The following is a 14,771-nucleotide window of genomic DNA, read 5'->3' on the forward strand; positions in this document are numbered from 1 at the left end:
GCCCACTTCAAGGTCAAGCGCTCTTTTTCTCGCTTCAGTGCCGGGGTAAAGGCACATCATGATGTACCGACAGCGGCCTTGACCCTTGGGCGGCCTCATGGTTGTAAATTGAGTTCATGAGAGGCAGGTAAGGATTCAGGCATTGCGTGTTATCGAATTGGCTCGAGCCGGAGGAGTAACCGCGGATACGGTACGTCACTACACGCGGGAAGGCTTGTTGCAACCGCGCCGTGATCCACGTAATGGCTATCAGCTCTATGATGCGGAGGCTCTGGGCCGCCTTCGTTTCATCGATTGCCTTCGTTCGTTGGGAATCGGCCTCCCAGAAATCAAGCGGATATTGTCCTGGGTAGACCAAGATAGTCCTCCGGCTGTCGATAGGGACACGCTACTGGTGGAACATGGAGCACGCCTCCGCTCGCGGATCCACGAGCTCCAGGCGATAGCGCGATGGTTGGAGCACACCACCCACGATCACGATGCGGCCCCCAGCCTGAAGCAACTGATCGAAACGCTGGGATCGGCGAAATCCGCTATCGGCCCGGATGGCCCGCGCAGCGCGCTATCAATGATGCGATGACATCGTACCGCTGGTCATATCGCCCATACCGCTCATAGATTGCAGGTGCCACAGCTGCCAGACGGCAAAAGCGATGATCAACAGCGCCGCCAGCGTGCGAGTCGCCGGATGACGAATCCATAGCGCGACGCGGCGCGCTGCCACACCGGTCGCCAGGACGACGGGCAGGGTGCCGAGACCGAAGGCCCCCATCATCGTCGCGGCGCGCAACGGCTCGGCCACGGCCAGGCTCCAGGCCAGCATCGAATAGATCAACCCGCAGGGCATCCAGCCCCAGATCGACCCCAGCACGAAGGCCTGGGGCACCTTCACGACGGGCATCAAGCGTCGGCCCAGCGGTTCGATACGCCGCCACAGGAAGCGACCCAGGGCCTCGATACGCAGCAAGCCCTTCCACCAGTCGGCGATATACAGTGCCATCAGGATCAGCATGATCGCCGCCAGGATACGCAGCGCCAGGGCGATACCGTCCAGGGCATGATTGAGGACGGAACCGAGCAGCGCCACCAGGGCACCGGCGATCATGTAGCTGCTGATACGACCGAGGTTGTAGCCAAGCAGCATTCCGGCCAGGCGGCTCGGCTGACGCATGCTGGGGGGCACGGCAAAGGTCAGGGCACTCATGATGCCGCCACACATGCCGATGCAGTGCGCGCCCCCCAGCAGGCCGAAGACGAAGGCCGCCACCAGCGGCGGTAGGCTCAGGTCGGCGGGATCCATTCAAGGCGCTCCATTTTCGCTATCCCCGGTATCACGAGGGGAGAATCAAAAGCCGCCGGAGGCGAACCGTACAGCGCATCAAGCTCGACCCGCTCGGGCGGATAGCAGAGCCCCCGGTCGGAACAGCCCTGAAAGGTCACCGTGATGGCCAGCGACTCGGCAGTGATCTCCAGTGCCTCGATGGGCGCACTGACCACCACACGGTCATAGAACACCTCGATCTCTCCCAGAGACGCATGCACCATGGGTACGCCGGGAGGCAAGGCCAACTCACCGTGACTCACCGCCGGGTTACGGCTCTCCAGCGCGAATTGGTGACGGTGGAGGTAATAATCCTCGGCAATGATGAAGCCGACATGGAGCCGCTGGTCGTCTCGCCAGGCGCTGGCCCGGAAGGCTTCTCTAGCCGGCAGGAACTCTCGTTGAGCCGGGTGACTGAAGGGGGAGCTCTGGTCACCACCCACGGAACTCGCCTCACGGGCCGCTACCGGTGTGGCGATGACCAGCAGCACCAGCAGAGAAGCCAGGGCCGTGTTCATGAGGCCACCGCCGCTTTGGCGTCATCCACCGCCTGATGCCTCGACCAGACGACCAGGGCCAGCCCCGCGATAAGCATCGGCAGGGTCAACAGCTGCCCCATGGTCAACCAGCCGGAGGCGATGAAGCCCAGGTGGGGGTCGGGCAGGCGCACGAACTCCACCACGAAGCGGAAGGCGCCATAAAGCACCAGGAACAGCCCCGAGATGAGGCCCCGCTGGCGAGGCCGGCGCGACAGCCAGCATAGGACGGCAAACAGTGCTACCCCTTCCAGGGCGAGCTCGTAGAGTGCCGAGGGATGACGAGGTTCCGATCCCAGCCCCATCATGGGAGGGAAAACCATCGCCCAGGGGACATCGCTGATACGCCCCGGCAGCTCGTGATTGATGAAATTACCGAGGCGTCCGGCGCCCAGTCCGATCGGCACCAGCGGGGCAATGAAATCGGTCAACTGGAAGAAGGCCAGGCGGTGCTTGCGGGCAAACAGCCATGCCGCTATCAGCACGCCGATGAGTCCACCATGGAAGCTCATGCCACCATCCCAGACCCGAAGTAGCCACCATGGGTTAGCCAGTAGTTGATCGAGTCCATAGAACAGCACATAGCCGATACGCCCCCCCAGGATGATCCCCAGGGCAGCGTAAAAAATCAGATCACCGATATCATCGTGGGTCAGGCCGAGGCGATGGGCACGTCGTCGACCCAGCCACCAGGCGGCAACCAGCCCGACCACATACATCAGGCCATACCAGTGTATCTGGACTGGTCCCAAGGAGATGGCCACGGGATCGATCCGAGGATATTGCAGCATGTGTCTTCCTTGTATGATCATGACAGGCGGCGTAATTTAAAAAGAAAATGGCATCTTTCCGATCAGCTCATCGCTGCCACCTCGCCACTTCCTGCGTGATCTTTTCGACATCTTCTGGGGTGATATATCCCGTGTGCTTATAGCGGATAATCCCCTCGGCATCGACCAGAAAGCTTTCCGGCGCACCATAAACGCCCAGCTCGAATCCCAGCTCTCCTTCCGGATCGAATATATTGATCTCAAAGGGATTGCCAAACGTATCGAGAAACTCCAGCCCTTTCTCCCGAGTGTCCTTGAGATTAACGCCAACCAATCGAATTCCGCCTTCGGCCAGGTCCAGTAATTGTGGCATTTCATGTTTACAGGTCGGGCACCATTCTCCCCACACGTTGACCAGAGTCACTTCGCCTTCGAGAAGGGACTCGTCGACACGGCGCGAGGAAGCTTCCAGCGTCGTCAGGGTAAAGGCCGGAAATGGTTGAGCCAATAGCGCCGAGTCTCTGGCACTCGGATCCAATGCCAGGCCCCGGTAGAGGAAGAACCCCAAGCCAAGGAAGACCAGCAAGGGGAGAAGCAGTATCAATCTCCGTTTCACGTGTGCGCCTCACTGGCCGGAGCGGGTATATTTGACAAGTGCGACGAGGCCCAGCCCCAGAGCAATAAGCAGCAGGATGGCAATCAGCCCCATCCCCGCCATCCCCCACATGCAGTTCTCACTTCCCATCATTGTGAATGCCTCTTTACAACCTAATGAATGGTTCAGGCGGAATGAACACCTTCCTGCTGGGCCGATTCCCCTGTGTTCGGTGCCACATCGCCGGCCTTCGGCGTGAAGCGGCGCAGCCGCAACGAGTTGCTCAGCACGAAGACGCTGGAGATGCTCATGGCGGCGGCCGCCAGCATGGGGTTGAGCAATACGCCGACCAACGGATAGAACACCCCGGCCGCCACAGGGATCAGCGCCAGGTTGTAGCCATAGGCCCAGACGAAATTGCCGATAATGGTCCGGTGGGTGCGCTTGGAGAGTGCCGTGGCATTGACGATGCCGCGCAGGTCGCCACGCATCAGCACCACATCGCCGGCCTCGATGGCGATATCGGTCCCGGTACCGATGGCGATGCCGACATCGGCCTGGGCCAGGGCGGGGGCGTCGTTGATACCGTCCCCCACGAAGGCGACACGCTTGCCTTCCGACTGGAGGCGCCGTATCTCTGTCGCCTTCTGATCGGGAAGCACCTCGGCGAGGACCCGCTGGATGCCGACCTGCCGAGCGATGGCCTCGGCGGTGGCGTGGTTGTCGCCGGTGAGCATGGCCACTTCCAGCCCCTGCCCCTTGAGTGCCGCGATGGCCTCGGCCGAGCCCGCCTTGAGCGGGTCGGCCACCGCGATGATTGCCGCGGGCCGGCCGTCCACCGCGGCATAGAGGGGGCTCTTGGCGTCTTCGGCAAGCGCCTTGGCACGTTCTTCCGTCTGCTCGAGCTCGATCCCCAGCCGGCTCATGTAGCGATCGGCCCCGATATGAAGCCGGTGACCGGCGACATCGGCCTCGATGCCATAGCCCGGCTCGGCGCCGAAATGGCTGACGGTCGGCAATTCGAGCCCACGCGCCCGGGCACCGCGCACGATGGCCTCGGCGATCGGGTGCTCGCTCTGGGCTTCCGCCGCCGCGACCAGTCGCAGCACCTCGCTCTCGTGCCCCTCGATCACCTCGAAGTCGGTCAGCTCGGGGCGACCTCGGGTCAGGGTGCCGGTCTTGTCAAGCACCACCGTATCCATCTTGGCCAGCGTCTCGAGCGCCGCTCCCCTGCGGAACAGCACCCCCATCTCGGCGCCCTTGCCGGTACCGACCATGATCGCGGTCGGGGTGGCCAGGCCCATGGCACAGGGGCAGGCAATCAACAACACGCTCACCGTGGTGACGAAGGCGAAGGACAGCGCCGGGGTCGGCCCGAAGGCGAGCCAGGCCCCGAAGGTGATCAGGGCGATGGCGATCACCACGGGCACGAACACCCCGGCGATCTTGTCGGCCAGTTGCTGGATCGGGGGCTTCTCAGCCTGCGCCGATTCCACCATCTTGATGATTTGTGACAACAGGGTGTCGGCGCCGACCCGCGTGGCGCGAAAGGTAAGGGCCCCGTTCTTGTTGATGGTGCCGCCGACGACTTCGGCATCCTGCTGCTTGGCGACCGGCACCGGCTCACCGCTGATCATCGACTCGTCGACGTAGGAGTGACCTGCCTCAACGACGCCGTCCACCGGGATGCGCTCCCCCGGGCGGACCACAAGGCGATCACCGGGCACGACGGCCTCTATCGGCACCTCGACCGCTTCACCGTCGCGAATGACGCGGGCGGTTTTCGCCTGCAGTTGCAGGAGCTTCTTGATCGCCTCGGAGGTGCGGCCTTTGGCGATGTGCTCGAAGTAGCGTCCCAGCAGGATCAGCGTCACGATCACCGCCGCTGCCTCGAAATAGCTTTCGGCGGTACCGGCGGGGAAGAACCCGGGGAACAGCAGGGCGACGACCGAATAGAAGTAGGCGGCGCTCGAGCCGATCATGACCAGGCTGTTCATGCCCGGATTGGCATGCCGGAGTTCGGCATAGCCGGCGCGATAGAAGCGCGCCCCAGCGTAGAACAGGACGGGCGTGGTCAGCAGCCACTCGACGCCCATCCAGCCTCGGTGTGGCATCAAGCTAGAGAAGAGCGCCTCCAGCGCCGGGATCATCTTGCCCATGGCGATAATGACCACCGGAATCGTGAACACGGCGGCGAGCACGACCCGATGGCGCAACCGGGTTCCCTCCTCATCCACGCCGTCCGGCTGCTGTGGCGCATCGGCCTCCTGTGGCTCATAGCCCGCCTCGCGGATGGCATGATGGATGCGTGGCAACGACACGGCACCCGGCAGGAAACGGACGAAGACCTTCTGGGTGGTGAGATTGACACTCGCCTCCACGAGGCCGGGCAGCTTGCCGAGCGCTCGCTCGATTCGCGAAACGCAGGAACCGCAGCTCATGCCGGTGACGGAAATCTCGAGGCTCTCCACGACTGGCTGATAGCCCGCCGTTTCGATGGCATCGAGCAGGCTGGCCGTCGTGGTGCCCCCCTCCACCTGGATGGCCGCCTTCTGTGTGGCCAGGTTCACCCGAGCGTCGATGACGCCTGGCTGCTGGCCGAGTGCCCGCTCCACGCGCCCGACACAGGAGGCGCAGGACATGCCACGAATCTCGATATCGACGTTTTCCGCCATCATTGCGCTCTCCCCTCTGGACTTCTCGCCGGCCCGGCGTGCGAGCGCGGGCTCCCCGGCGTGACGCGGCCGATCATTCGCCCTGCTCGGCGATGGCCTCGACGATCGGGCAACCTTCCTGCATCGGCCCTTCGCCCGCACATTCATCGAGTGTTTTCGACAGCACGGCTTCGATTCGCGAGAGGTGCTTGATCTGCTCGCGGATCTTGTGCAGCTTCTCTGCGGCGATGCGCTTGGCCTGTGCCCGGTCACCGTTGGCATCCTGGAGGATCAGCAGCTCACGGATCTCGTCGAGCGTGAAGCCCCACTGCTTGGCGTGAACGATGAATTGCAGCCTGGCCACCGCATCCAAGGGATAGCGCCGATAATTGGCTTCCGTTCGCTCGGGGGCGGGCATGAGCTTCTCTTTCTCGTAATACCGGATCGCCTGGCTGGCGACCCCGCTACGCTCGGCAAGCTCGCCGATACTGAGTGTTTGCATGGCTTAACCTCACGACGCCGTGATTCGGGGCGTCCGCCCGCCTGGGCGGTCGGCCTGGTTCCTTGACCGTGGCTTCGTTGGGTCCCGCCGGCTCGCGACATCGGAAGGACACCGTCATCCCGTCCTCGGTGGCACGCACTCCGGCACCTTCGAGGACGGCCGCGAGACACCGAAAGCCCATCGGATAGAGGCACGATAACCTTCAAGTCAACTTTAAGGTCAAGAGATTTCGGCTCGCCCTGCATTCCCTCGGGTCATATAGCTAGCCGTCTATTCGTGGTTGACCTTAACGCAGGTATAACCTTTAGAATCCTTCGCCAAGACGGATGCCGACTCGCTTGTCGCGCCTAACATCTCGCCCCCGGGAGGCGTCACGCCTTGGAATCTCTTTCTTCTATTGGGTTGTTCGGTGCCTTCGCCGGCGGGCTGATCTCCTTCTTCTCGCCCTGCACCTTGCCGCTGCTACCGGCCTACCTGTCGGTGGTCACGGGCGGTAGTGCCGGCAAGGCCGACAGGCGGCTGGAAGCATTGATCCTCAGTGTCTTCTTCGTCTTCGGCTTCAGCATCGTGTTCATCATGCTGGGACTCGGCGCCAGTGGTATCGGCCAATTGCTGCGGGGGTATCGCCAGGAGTTCAACTGGGTCGCCGGCTCGGTGGTGATCGTGCTGGGCCTGTTCATGACCGGTGTGTTCCGGTTGTCGTTGTTCCAGCGCACGTTTCAGTTCACGCCGAAGGTCCAGGGGGGCTCCCCGCTGTCGGCGACGGTGTTCGGGGTATCCTTCGCCATCGGCTGGACACCCTGTATCGGCCCCATCCTGGGCGCCATCCTGATGGCCACCTCCAGTGCCGCCAGTGCCCAGGCCGGCATGATCTATCTCAGTGCCTACTCGGCGGGCCTGGCGCTGCCCTTCCTCGCCAGCACCCTGCTGATCAACCGTTTCGCCATGCATCGGCAGCGCCTGGGGAAATGGAGCGCCTATGCTCGCCCGGTCGCCGGCACGATCGTGATCCTGATGGGCATGGCCATCGTCTCGGGCACCATGACGCGGCTCTCCAGCATCCTGGTCGATCTCTTCCCATCCCTGGCGACACTGGGATAGCCCGGCTCGCGGGCTCTCCCATGATGCCGAGAAATGCCCCGTCACCGCCCCGGCGAAGTGCCTCACTGCCGGCCCATGCACTTGATCCTCCGGAGTGGTATTCCGCCGGCGGAACAACCTGAATCAGGGAGGGTATTCGATGTCCTGGTATGAGCAGCATGTTCTGCCACACCTGCTCCATCTGGCATGCGGCAACCGGGTGGTCGAACGTCAGCGGGCGGCAGTGGTGCCGGAAGCCCGGGGCCGGGTGCTGGAGGTGGGCATGGGGTCCGGTCTCAATCTTCCCCACTATGATCCGCAGCGCGTCGACCTGGTGTGGGGGCTCGAGCCCTCGGAGGGCATGCGTCGCAAGGCGCGCCGCAACGTCGCCGGGGCGCCATTCGAGGTGCGCTGGCTGGATTTGCCTGGCGAGGAGATCCCCCTCGAGAACGACAGTGTGGACACCGTCGTGCTCACCTACACCCTGTGCACGATTCCGGATTGGCAGCGCGCACTCGAGCAGATGCGCCGCGTGCTCAGGCCGGGCGGCCGCTTGCTGTTCTGTGAACACGGCACGGCACCCGACGCGGCCGTGCGGCAGTGGCAGGGGCGTATCAATCCGCTGTGGTGCAAGGTGGCGGGAGGCTGCCGGCTCGACCGTGACATCCCCGGGCTCCTCGAGCATGCCGGTTTCGCCATCCAGCGAATGGAGACGGGCTATCTAGCGAAAGTCCCGAGGTTTGCCGGTTTCAATTTCCGGGGGGCCGCAGTGCCTCGTTGATCGAGCCCTCGTGCAATGAGTCGATCAGCGGGCAGGTGATCCTGCCTTCCGGTTCATGACACACCGGTACCGGTGTCGGCCAGGATGCCGGCCCAGGCCTCCGCCCGACTAGGCGGCCGAGTCATCCTGCTGGCTCGCGGTCGTCAACTCTCCCGGGAAGCCCCGCCATCGGTGAGACGGTGGAGGGCCTCATGCTCTGTGCTCAGACTTTCACCAAGGATGTGAAACAGTTGTCATGCCGTGCGGGATAATAATTTCAATACTGCATGAATCAATCACTTCATCTAATATTGAAATATGAATCAAGATAGTGATGACATCGTAGCAAGTAAGCTGGCGGCTCTCGCCCACCCCGTCCGCCTGGCGACCATTCGCCAGCTGGCGGCGGCGGGCCCAGCCGGCCTGGCGGCAGGCAAGCTCGCCGAGCGCCTGGACGTGGCGCCGAATGCCCTGACCTTTCACCTGCAGAAGCTGGCCGCCGTGGGCCTGGTCGAATCGCGCCGAGAGGGCCAGTTCGTTTATTACCGTGCGGTGTTCGATACCCTGCTGGCGTTGACGGAGCACTTGGTCGGCGCCTGCTGCTGCGAGGCCGAGGATAGCTGCGGGCCAAGCTGTCCCACGTCCCAGCGCCGGTAGCCCGCCGCTCTCTCCAGCAGGGGGCATCCATACCTCTCATGGCTACAGGAGCGCAAGATGACCCAGACAACTCGCGCCAAACCTTCCTGGCCCAGGGCGATCGGTATCGGAATCCTGGTGTCGGTGCTCACCGCCATCATCATGATGGCGTTGTTAAAGACCGGCGTATCGCCCTTCCCGAAGCCACCTTCCCTGGCCTTCGCCGAAACCCTGCTGAGACGGCCCCTGCCGATGCCGGTCGGCCTGCTCTTTCATACGGCCTATGTGACCTTCTGGTCGGTGGTGTTCGTACGCTATTTCCCGCGCAAGACTCTGCCGACCGCACTGGGCCTGGCCGCCGTACTATGGGGGGTGATCCTGGTGGTGTTCTTCCCCGTGGTGGGCTGGGGACTCGCCGGCCTGGCGATTGGTCCCCTGCTAATCCCGGCGTCCGCCCTGCCACATCTGCTGTTCGGCCTGCTCCTGTGGGGGCTGGACCGTTACGTTGCCAAGCCGACTCACGCCTGAGCCCGGAGAGGTGCGCCAGGCCAATGATCGATACCACTACCCTGCGTGACTGGTAGAGACGACATCCTGGACGAGGTGCCCCGCCGACTGTCCGACAAGAAGGCGACCATCGTCAGGTACTGCGCCAGCGAAGACTGCAAGCGCACCAAGCCGCACGGTACCGGTATTGCTGTTCGTGCAGTTGCTAGCCCTTCCCTTCTATCCCTGGGTCTTCCTGGGGGCGGAGTGGCGTCAGGTTGTTCCGGCTCTCCATGCCGTCGGCCGGGCCCTTCGGCTTCGGCACCCACGACTCATTCATAGTACTTCCCATCGCCCTGACACTGCCCAGGGCCTGACAAGCCACCATGGTGGTCATCGTATTTCAGTCACTGGTCGAGCTGTTCGGCATGGTGATGCATCTGAGCCGGGTTCCGGGCAAACCGGTTCCCGAGCCCTCTCACGGCCATACGGCCTCTTGACGCTTCCACTACCCAGAGTCGCCGTGGGTTCACCGATAAAAATGCCGGCCACCGGGAAGGGTGGCCGGCGAAGGCAGCTTAGGAAACTCTGAATAAATCGGCGAGCGGGATGAAGCACAAGGCGCACGGAGCGCAGAAACCGGAGCCTATGGGGTATAGGTGAGGATTTCTAGCACCGCGCAACGCAGTGATTCGCCCGCGCAGGCATTTATGCGGTGTTTTCCTTATGCCACCGAGAGAATCTTCATCGTATTGGTGCCGCCGTGGGCGTTCATATGGTCGCCGCGGGTGAGGATCACCAGGTCGCCGGGCGTGGTGATGCCGCGAGCCCGGAGCTCGTCCAGGGCGCGGGCATTGAGCTCGGTAGCGTCCATGGCGCTGGTGTCGAAGAGCACCGAGACCACGCCCCGGTAGAGCGCCATGCGGCGCTGGGCGATGGGGCTATGGGCCAGGCCGACGATGGGCAGGCCGGAGCGGATGCGCGAGGCGATCAGCGGCGTATAGCCGGTGGCGGTCATGCAGGCGATGCCGGCCACGCCCTCCAGGTGGTTGGCGGCGTACATGGCCGACAGCGCCACCGTCTCGTCGACCTTCGAGAAGCCCTCGTGGATGCGGTGCCCCGACTCCTGGGCGGTGCGCTCGCGCTCGGCGCCCAGGCACAGGCGGTGCATCGCCTCGATGGTCTCCACCGGGTAGTCGCCGGCGGCGGTCTCGGCGGAGAGCATCACCGCGTCGGTGCCGTCGAGCACGGCATTGGCCACGTCGAACACCTCGGCGCGGGTGGGCAGCGGCGCGCTGATCATCGACTCCATCATCTGGGTGGCGGTGATCACCGCCCGGTTGAGCTTGCGGGCGCGGCTGATGATGCGCTTCTGCACGCCGATCAACTGGGCGTCGCCGATCTCCACGCCGAGATCGCCGCGGGCCACCATCACCGCCTCGGAGGCGCGGATGATGCCGTCCAGGGTCTCCGGGTCGGCCACCGCCTCGGCACGCTCGACCTTGGCCACCAGGCCGATTTCCTTGCCTGCTTCGCCGAGCAGTTCGCGGGCCTCCTGCATATCGGCGGCGCTGCGCGGAAAGGACACCGCCAGGTAGTCGACGCCGATGTCGATGGCGGTCTTGAGGTCGGCCTTGTCCTTGTCGGTGAGGGCCGCGGCGGAGAGGCCGCCGCCCTGCTTGTTGATGCCCTTGTTGTTGGACAGCCGCCCGCCGACGGTCACGGTGGTGTGCACCTCGGGGCCGTCGATCTTGGTCACTTCCAGCACCAGGCGGCCATCGTCGAGGAGCAGGACGTCACCCACGGCGACGTCGCCGGCGAGGTCCTTGTAGTCGCAACCGACCCGCTCGGCGGTACCCGCCTCGGTGTCCATGGCCATGTCGAGGACGAAGGCCTGGCCGTCGTCGAGGGTCACGGCGCCCTCGGTGAAGCGGGCGATGCGGATCTTGGGGCCCTGGAGGTCGCCGAGGGCGGCGACGCTCTTGCCGAGGCGCGCGGCGATCTCGCGCACCGCCTGCAGGCGCCGACGGTGGTCGTCGGCGGTGCCGTGGGAGAAGTTGAGGCGTACCACGTCGACGCCGGCGTCGATCATCGCCTCGAGGACGCCCTCCCGGTCGCTGGCGGGACCCAGGGTGGCGACGATCTTGGTACGGCGCAATGGGGAGTGGGGCAGAGCGTTCATGCGGTCCTCGGCAGCACCAGGATGGCGCGGAAGTCGTTGACGTTGGTGCGGGTCGGCCCGGTGATGATCAGGTCGTCCAGCTCGGCGAAGAAGCTGTAGGCATCGTTGCGCGCCAGGTAGTCCAGCGGCGCCAGGCGCGCCGCCTTGGCGCGGGCCCAGCAGTCGGGACCGAACTGGGCGCCGGCGTTGTCCTCGGAGCCGTCGATGCCGTCGGTGTCGATGGCCAGGGCGTGGATGCCCTCGGCGCCCTTGAGGGCCTCGAAGAGCCCCAAGAGGTACTCGACGTTGCGCCCGCCGCGGCCGTCGCCCTGGACGGTGACGCTGGTCTCGCCGCCGGAGAGGATCAGCAGCGGCTCGGCGATCTCGCCCTGCAGGGTCAGCGCCAGGCGCGCCTGGGCGCGGCCCAGGTCGCGGGCCTCGCCCTCCAGGTCGTCGCCCAGCACGCGCACCGCCAGGCCATTTTCCTCGGCGGCAAGGCGGGCGGCCTCCAGGGCGTCGGCGGCCCGCGCCAGCACCACCTCCTCGTCGCGGGCGAAGCCGGCATCGTTGCGCCGCGGCGCGCTGGTGTCCGCCACCAGGTGACGCCGCACGCTGTCGGGCACCTCGATGGCGTAGCGCTCGAGGATCGCCAGGGCGTCCGCCGGAGTGGAGTCGTCGGGCAGGGTGGGGCCGGAGGCGATCAGGGTGGGATCGTCGCCGGGCACGTCGGAGATCAGGTAGGTGACCACCCGCGCCGGATGGGCGGCGGCGGCCAGGCGTCCGCCCTTGATGGCGGAGAGGTGGCGGCGCACGGTATTGATCTCGCGGATCGGTGCCCCGCAGCGCAGCAGCGCCTTGTTGAGCTGCTGCTTCTGGTGCAGGGTCAGGCCGGCGGCCGGCAGGGTCATCAGCGCCGAGCCGCCGCCGGAGACCAGGGCGATCACCAGGTCGTCCGCGCCGAGGCCTTCCACCGCCTCGAGCATGCGCCGGGCGGCCTTCTCGCTGAGGTCATCGGGCATCGGGTGGGAGGCCTCGAGGACCTCGATGCGCCGGCACTCGGCGCCATGCTCGTAGCGGGTGACCACCAGGCCGCTCAGCTCGGCCTCGGGGTAGCGCTGCTGCCAGGCCGTCTCCAGGGCCGCGGCCATGGCCGCGGCGGCCTTGCCGGCGCCGACCACCAGGGTGCGCCCCTTGGGGGGCTCGGGCAGATTATCGGGTAACAAAGAATCGGGGTGCACGGCGGCGACCGCCGTCTGAGCGAGACGCGACAGCCACTGGCGCGCCGCCTCATGACTCGAAAAGGGAGCGATAGCATTCATCGGCAGACTCCTCACGGAAGCCGCAACGGGCGGAAAAGGGGGAAGAAAAAAGCCGGTGACGGCCAAGGGCCTACCACAGGGAGACCGCCACCGGAGAAGGGCCACATGCGTGGCATGGCAGACGACGACCCGGCGCCTGCCAGTCAGGAACTCGATGGGACGCGGCGAAGGTCGTTTCACCGCGGCCCACCCAATCCCTGGGGGGAGGGCTTACTTGTCGCTGACGCTATGGTCGGCGAGCTGTTCCAGGGCGCGCAGGATGCCGGCGTGATCCCAGTCGGCGCCGCCATGGGCCACGCAGGCCTGGAAGAGTTGCTGGGCATTGGCGGTCCCCGGCAGCGACAGGTTGAGGCTGCGGGCGCCTTCCAGGGCCAGGTTGAGGTCCTTCTGATGGAGCTTGATCTTGAAGCCCGGATCGAAGGTGCCGTTGATCATGCGCTCGCCATGAACGTCGAGGATCTTCGAGGTGGCCAGGCCGCCGAGCAGGGACTCGCGCACCTTGGCCACGTCGGCGCCGGCCTTGGAGGCGAACAGCAGGCCTTCGGCCACCGCCTCGATGGTCAGGGCGACGACGATCTGGTTGGCCACCTTGCAGGTCTGGCCGGCGCCGTGACCGCCGATATGGGTGATGGTCTTGCCCATCACTTCCAGCACCGGCTTGGCGCGGGCGAAGCCTTCCTCGGTGGCGCCGACCATGATGGTCAGAGCGGCGTTGATGGCGCCGCCTTCGCCGCCGGAGACCGGGGCGTCGACGTATTCACCGCCGGCGTCCACGATGCGCTTGGCGAACTCCTGGGTGGCGATCGGCGCGATGGAGCTCATGTCGATCACCAGGGTGCCCGGCTTGAGGCCCTCGACCACGCCGTTCTCACCGAACAGCACCAGTTCCACGTCCGGGGTGTCCGGCACCATGGTGATGATGATCTCGGCGGCCTCGGCCACCGCCTTGGGGTTGGCCACCACCTGGGCGCCCTTGTCGGCCAGGTCCTGGGGAATCGGGCTGCCGTGTTGCACGGTGATGATCTCGTGGCCGGCGTCCAGCAGGTGCCCCGCCATGGGGCGACCCATGATGCCCAGGCCGATAAAACCGATCTTGCTCATAGTCTCTCTCCTTCTCGTGTCCTGTCGTCGAACAGCGCTTAGCGCACGCTATCCAGCCAGCCCAGGCCTTCCACGGTGGTGGTCTTGGGCTTGTATTCGCAGCCGATCCAGCCGTCGTAACCGAGACGGTCGAGGTGGGCGAACAGGAAGGGATAGTTGATCTCGCCGGTGCCCGGCTCGTGACGGCCCGGGTTATCGGCGAGCTGCACATGGGCGATGCGTGCCAGGTGCTTCTCCATGGTCGGGGCCAGATCCCCTTCCATGATCTGCATGTGATAGATGTCGTACTGCAGCTCGAGGTTGCGGCTGCCCACTTCGTCGAAGATCGCCAGCGCCTGCTCGGTGCCGTTGAGGAAGAAGCCGGGGATATCGCGGGTGTTGATCGGCTCGGCGATCAGGCGGATGCCGGCGGCCTCGAGCTTCTCGGCGGCGAAGCGCAGGTTCTCCACCAGGGTCTGGCGGGCCTGGTCGTCGCTGACGCCCTGCGGCTTGATGCCGGCCAGGCAGTTGACCTGGGTGTTGCCGAGGACCTTGGCGTACTCGATCGCCTTATCGACGCCGGCGCGAAACTCTTCCACGCGATCCGGGTGACAGGCGATGCCGCGCTCGCCGGCGCCCCAGTCACCGGCCGGCAGGTTGAAGAGCACCTGGGTCAGGCCATTGGCGTCCAGGCGCTGCTTGATCTCGTCGGCGGTGAAGTCATAGGGGAAGAGGTACTCGACGCCCTGGAAGCCGGCCTTGGCGGCGGCCTCGAAGCGGTCGAGGAAATCCACCTCGGTAAACAGCATGCTGAGGTTGGCGGCAAACTTGGGCATGGTCGGCTCCTGTTTGAAACGGGTTTCCGGAACCG

At 65.0% G+C, this 14,771-nt stretch carries 16 protein-coding genes; 5 read left to right on the top strand and 11 right to left on the bottom strand.

Going from position 1 to position 14,771, the window contains the following annotated elements; all coding sequences use genetic code 11:
• Positions 1–142 precede the first annotated feature (142 nt).
• Complete coding sequence (locus tag ACZ5EF_RS19280) at positions 143–580, top strand: MerR family transcriptional regulator (protein ID WP_346060948.1); 438 nt, start codon at positions 143–145, stop codon at positions 578–580.
• Here the strand turns inward: ACZ5EF_RS19280 and ACZ5EF_RS19285 are convergent.
• The 7 genes from ACZ5EF_RS19285 to ACZ5EF_RS19315 all read right to left on the bottom strand — a co-directional run bounded on the left by ACZ5EF_RS19285 (position 566) and on the right by ACZ5EF_RS19315 (position 6,378).
• Positions 566–1,300 carry a sulfite exporter TauE/SafE family protein gene (locus ACZ5EF_RS19285; protein ID WP_346060947.1) on the bottom strand — a complete coding sequence of 245 codons (735 nt, stop codon included), beginning with the start codon at positions 1,298–1,300 and terminating at the stop codon, positions 566–568. The two genes, ACZ5EF_RS19280 and ACZ5EF_RS19285, sit on opposite strands and share 15 nt — an antisense overlap.
• Positions 1,282–1,839 (bottom strand): protein-disulfide reductase DsbD domain-containing protein, encoded by a 558-nt coding sequence (locus ACZ5EF_RS19290; RefSeq protein ID WP_346060946.1) that lies wholly within the window; start codon positions 1,837–1,839, stop codon positions 1,282–1,284. The genes ACZ5EF_RS19285 and ACZ5EF_RS19290 overlap by 19 nt, the downstream gene beginning before the upstream one ends.
• Complete coding sequence (lgt, locus tag ACZ5EF_RS19295) at positions 1,836–2,648, bottom strand: prolipoprotein diacylglyceryl transferase (RefSeq protein WP_346060945.1); 813 nt, start codon at positions 2,646–2,648, stop codon at positions 1,836–1,838. Before lgt ends, ACZ5EF_RS19290 begins: the two co-directional genes overlap by 4 nt.
• Before the next feature lie 67 nt (positions 2,649–2,715).
• Positions 2,716–3,243 (bottom strand): DsbE family thiol:disulfide interchange protein, encoded by a 528-nt coding sequence (locus tag ACZ5EF_RS19300; protein ID WP_346060944.1) that lies wholly within the window; start codon positions 3,241–3,243, stop codon positions 2,716–2,718.
• Positions 3,244–3,252: 9 nt separating this feature from the next.
• Complete coding sequence (locus tag ACZ5EF_RS19305) at positions 3,253–3,375, bottom strand: hypothetical protein (protein ID WP_379729650.1); 123 nt, start codon at positions 3,373–3,375, stop codon at positions 3,253–3,255.
• Positions 3,376–3,407: 32 nt separating this feature from the next.
• Positions 3,408–5,900: a heavy metal translocating P-type ATPase gene (locus ACZ5EF_RS19310; protein WP_428832112.1), complete on the bottom strand. Its 2,493-nt coding sequence runs from the start codon at positions 5,898–5,900 to the stop codon at positions 3,408–3,410.
• Between the two features lie 70 nt (positions 5,901–5,970).
• The gene (locus ACZ5EF_RS19315) at positions 5,971–6,378 is read right to left on the bottom strand and encodes a heavy metal-responsive transcriptional regulator (RefSeq protein WP_346060943.1); all 408 of its coding nucleotides are present in this window, start codon (positions 6,376–6,378) and stop codon (positions 5,971–5,973) included.
• Positions 6,379–6,756: 378 nt separating this feature from the next.
• Between ACZ5EF_RS19315 and ACZ5EF_RS19320 the strand changes: the two genes are divergently transcribed.
• The 4 genes from ACZ5EF_RS19320 to ACZ5EF_RS19335 all read left to right on the top strand — a co-directional run bounded on the left by ACZ5EF_RS19320 (position 6,757) and on the right by ACZ5EF_RS19335 (position 9,382).
• On the top strand, positions 6,757–7,479 hold the full coding sequence (locus ACZ5EF_RS19320; RefSeq protein ID WP_346060942.1) for a cytochrome c biogenesis CcdA family protein: 723 nt from the start codon (positions 6,757–6,759) through the stop codon (positions 7,477–7,479).
• 139 nt (positions 7,480–7,618) lie between these two features.
• Positions 7,619–8,239: a class I SAM-dependent methyltransferase gene (locus ACZ5EF_RS19325; RefSeq protein WP_346060941.1), complete on the top strand. Its 621-nt coding sequence runs from the start codon at positions 7,619–7,621 to the stop codon at positions 8,237–8,239.
• A gap of 297 nt (positions 8,240–8,536) precedes the next feature.
• Positions 8,537–8,875 (top strand): ArsR/SmtB family transcription factor, encoded by a 339-nt coding sequence (locus ACZ5EF_RS19330; protein ID WP_346060940.1) that lies wholly within the window; start codon positions 8,537–8,539, stop codon positions 8,873–8,875.
• A gap of 57 nt (positions 8,876–8,932) precedes the next feature.
• Positions 8,933–9,382: a hypothetical protein gene (locus ACZ5EF_RS19335; RefSeq protein ID WP_346060939.1), complete on the top strand. Its 450-nt coding sequence runs from the start codon at positions 8,933–8,935 to the stop codon at positions 9,380–9,382.
• Between the two features lie 682 nt (positions 9,383–10,064).
• Here the strand turns inward: ACZ5EF_RS19335 and pyk are convergent.
• The 4 genes from pyk to hyi form a co-directional block, all read right to left on the bottom strand.
• Entirely contained in the window at positions 10,065–11,522 is a 1,458-nt protein-coding gene (gene pyk / locus ACZ5EF_RS19340) for a pyruvate kinase (RefSeq protein ID WP_346060938.1), read from the bottom strand.
• Positions 11,519–12,820 carry a glycerate kinase type-2 family protein gene (locus ACZ5EF_RS19345; RefSeq protein ID WP_346060937.1) on the bottom strand — a complete coding sequence of 434 codons (1,302 nt, stop codon included), beginning with the start codon at positions 12,818–12,820 and terminating at the stop codon, positions 11,519–11,521. The genes pyk and ACZ5EF_RS19345 overlap by 4 nt, the downstream gene beginning before the upstream one ends.
• Positions 12,821–13,030: 210 nt before the next feature.
• Positions 13,031–13,921 (bottom strand): 2-hydroxy-3-oxopropionate reductase, encoded by an 891-nt coding sequence (locus tag ACZ5EF_RS19350; protein ID WP_346060936.1) that lies wholly within the window; start codon positions 13,919–13,921, stop codon positions 13,031–13,033.
• 38 nt (positions 13,922–13,959) lie between these two features.
• Complete coding sequence (gene hyi / locus ACZ5EF_RS19355) at positions 13,960–14,736, bottom strand: hydroxypyruvate isomerase (protein ID WP_346060935.1); 777 nt, start codon at positions 14,734–14,736, stop codon at positions 13,960–13,962.
• Between the last annotated feature and the right edge of the window lie 35 nt (positions 14,737–14,771).

The sequence above is a fragment of the Bisbaumannia salifodinae genome (genome assembly GCF_055388505.1).

Coding starts and splice junctions, on each gene's coding strand:
- lgt (WP_346060945.1), bottom strand. CDS start 2,648: ATGCTGCAATATCCTCGGATCGATCCCGTGGCCATCTCCTTGGGACCA.
- ACZ5EF_RS19305 (WP_379729650.1), bottom strand. CDS start 3,375: ATGATGGGAAGTGAGAACTGCATGTGGGGGATGGCGGGGATGGGGCTG.
- ACZ5EF_RS19345 (WP_346060937.1), bottom strand. CDS start 12,820: ATGAATGCTATCGCTCCCTTTTCGAGTCATGAGGCGGCGCGCCAGTGG.
- ACZ5EF_RS19310 (WP_428832112.1), bottom strand. CDS start 5,900: ATGATGGCGGAAAACGTCGATATCGAGATTCGTGGCATGTCCTGCGCC.
- ACZ5EF_RS19335 (WP_346060939.1), top strand. CDS start 8,933: ATGACCCAGACAACTCGCGCCAAACCTTCCTGGCCCAGGGCGATCGGT.
- pyk (WP_346060938.1), bottom strand. CDS start 11,522: ATGAACGCTCTGCCCCACTCCCCATTGCGCCGTACCAAGATCGTCGCC.
- ACZ5EF_RS19285 (WP_346060947.1), bottom strand. CDS start 1,300: ATGGATCCCGCCGACCTGAGCCTACCGCCGCTGGTGGCGGCCTTCGTC.
- hyi (WP_346060935.1), bottom strand. CDS start 14,736: ATGCCCAAGTTTGCCGCCAACCTCAGCATGCTGTTTACCGAGGTGGAT.
- ACZ5EF_RS19315 (WP_346060943.1), bottom strand. CDS start 6,378: ATGCAAACACTCAGTATCGGCGAGCTTGCCGAGCGTAGCGGGGTCGCC.
- ACZ5EF_RS19330 (WP_346060940.1), top strand. CDS start 8,537: ATGAATCAAGATAGTGATGACATCGTAGCAAGTAAGCTGGCGGCTCTC.
- ACZ5EF_RS19325 (WP_346060941.1), top strand. CDS start 7,619: ATGTCCTGGTATGAGCAGCATGTTCTGCCACACCTGCTCCATCTGGCA.
- ACZ5EF_RS19350 (WP_346060936.1), bottom strand. CDS start 13,921: ATGAGCAAGATCGGTTTTATCGGCCTGGGCATCATGGGTCGCCCCATG.
- ACZ5EF_RS19290 (WP_346060946.1), bottom strand. CDS start 1,839: ATGAACACGGCCCTGGCTTCTCTGCTGGTGCTGCTGGTCATCGCCACA.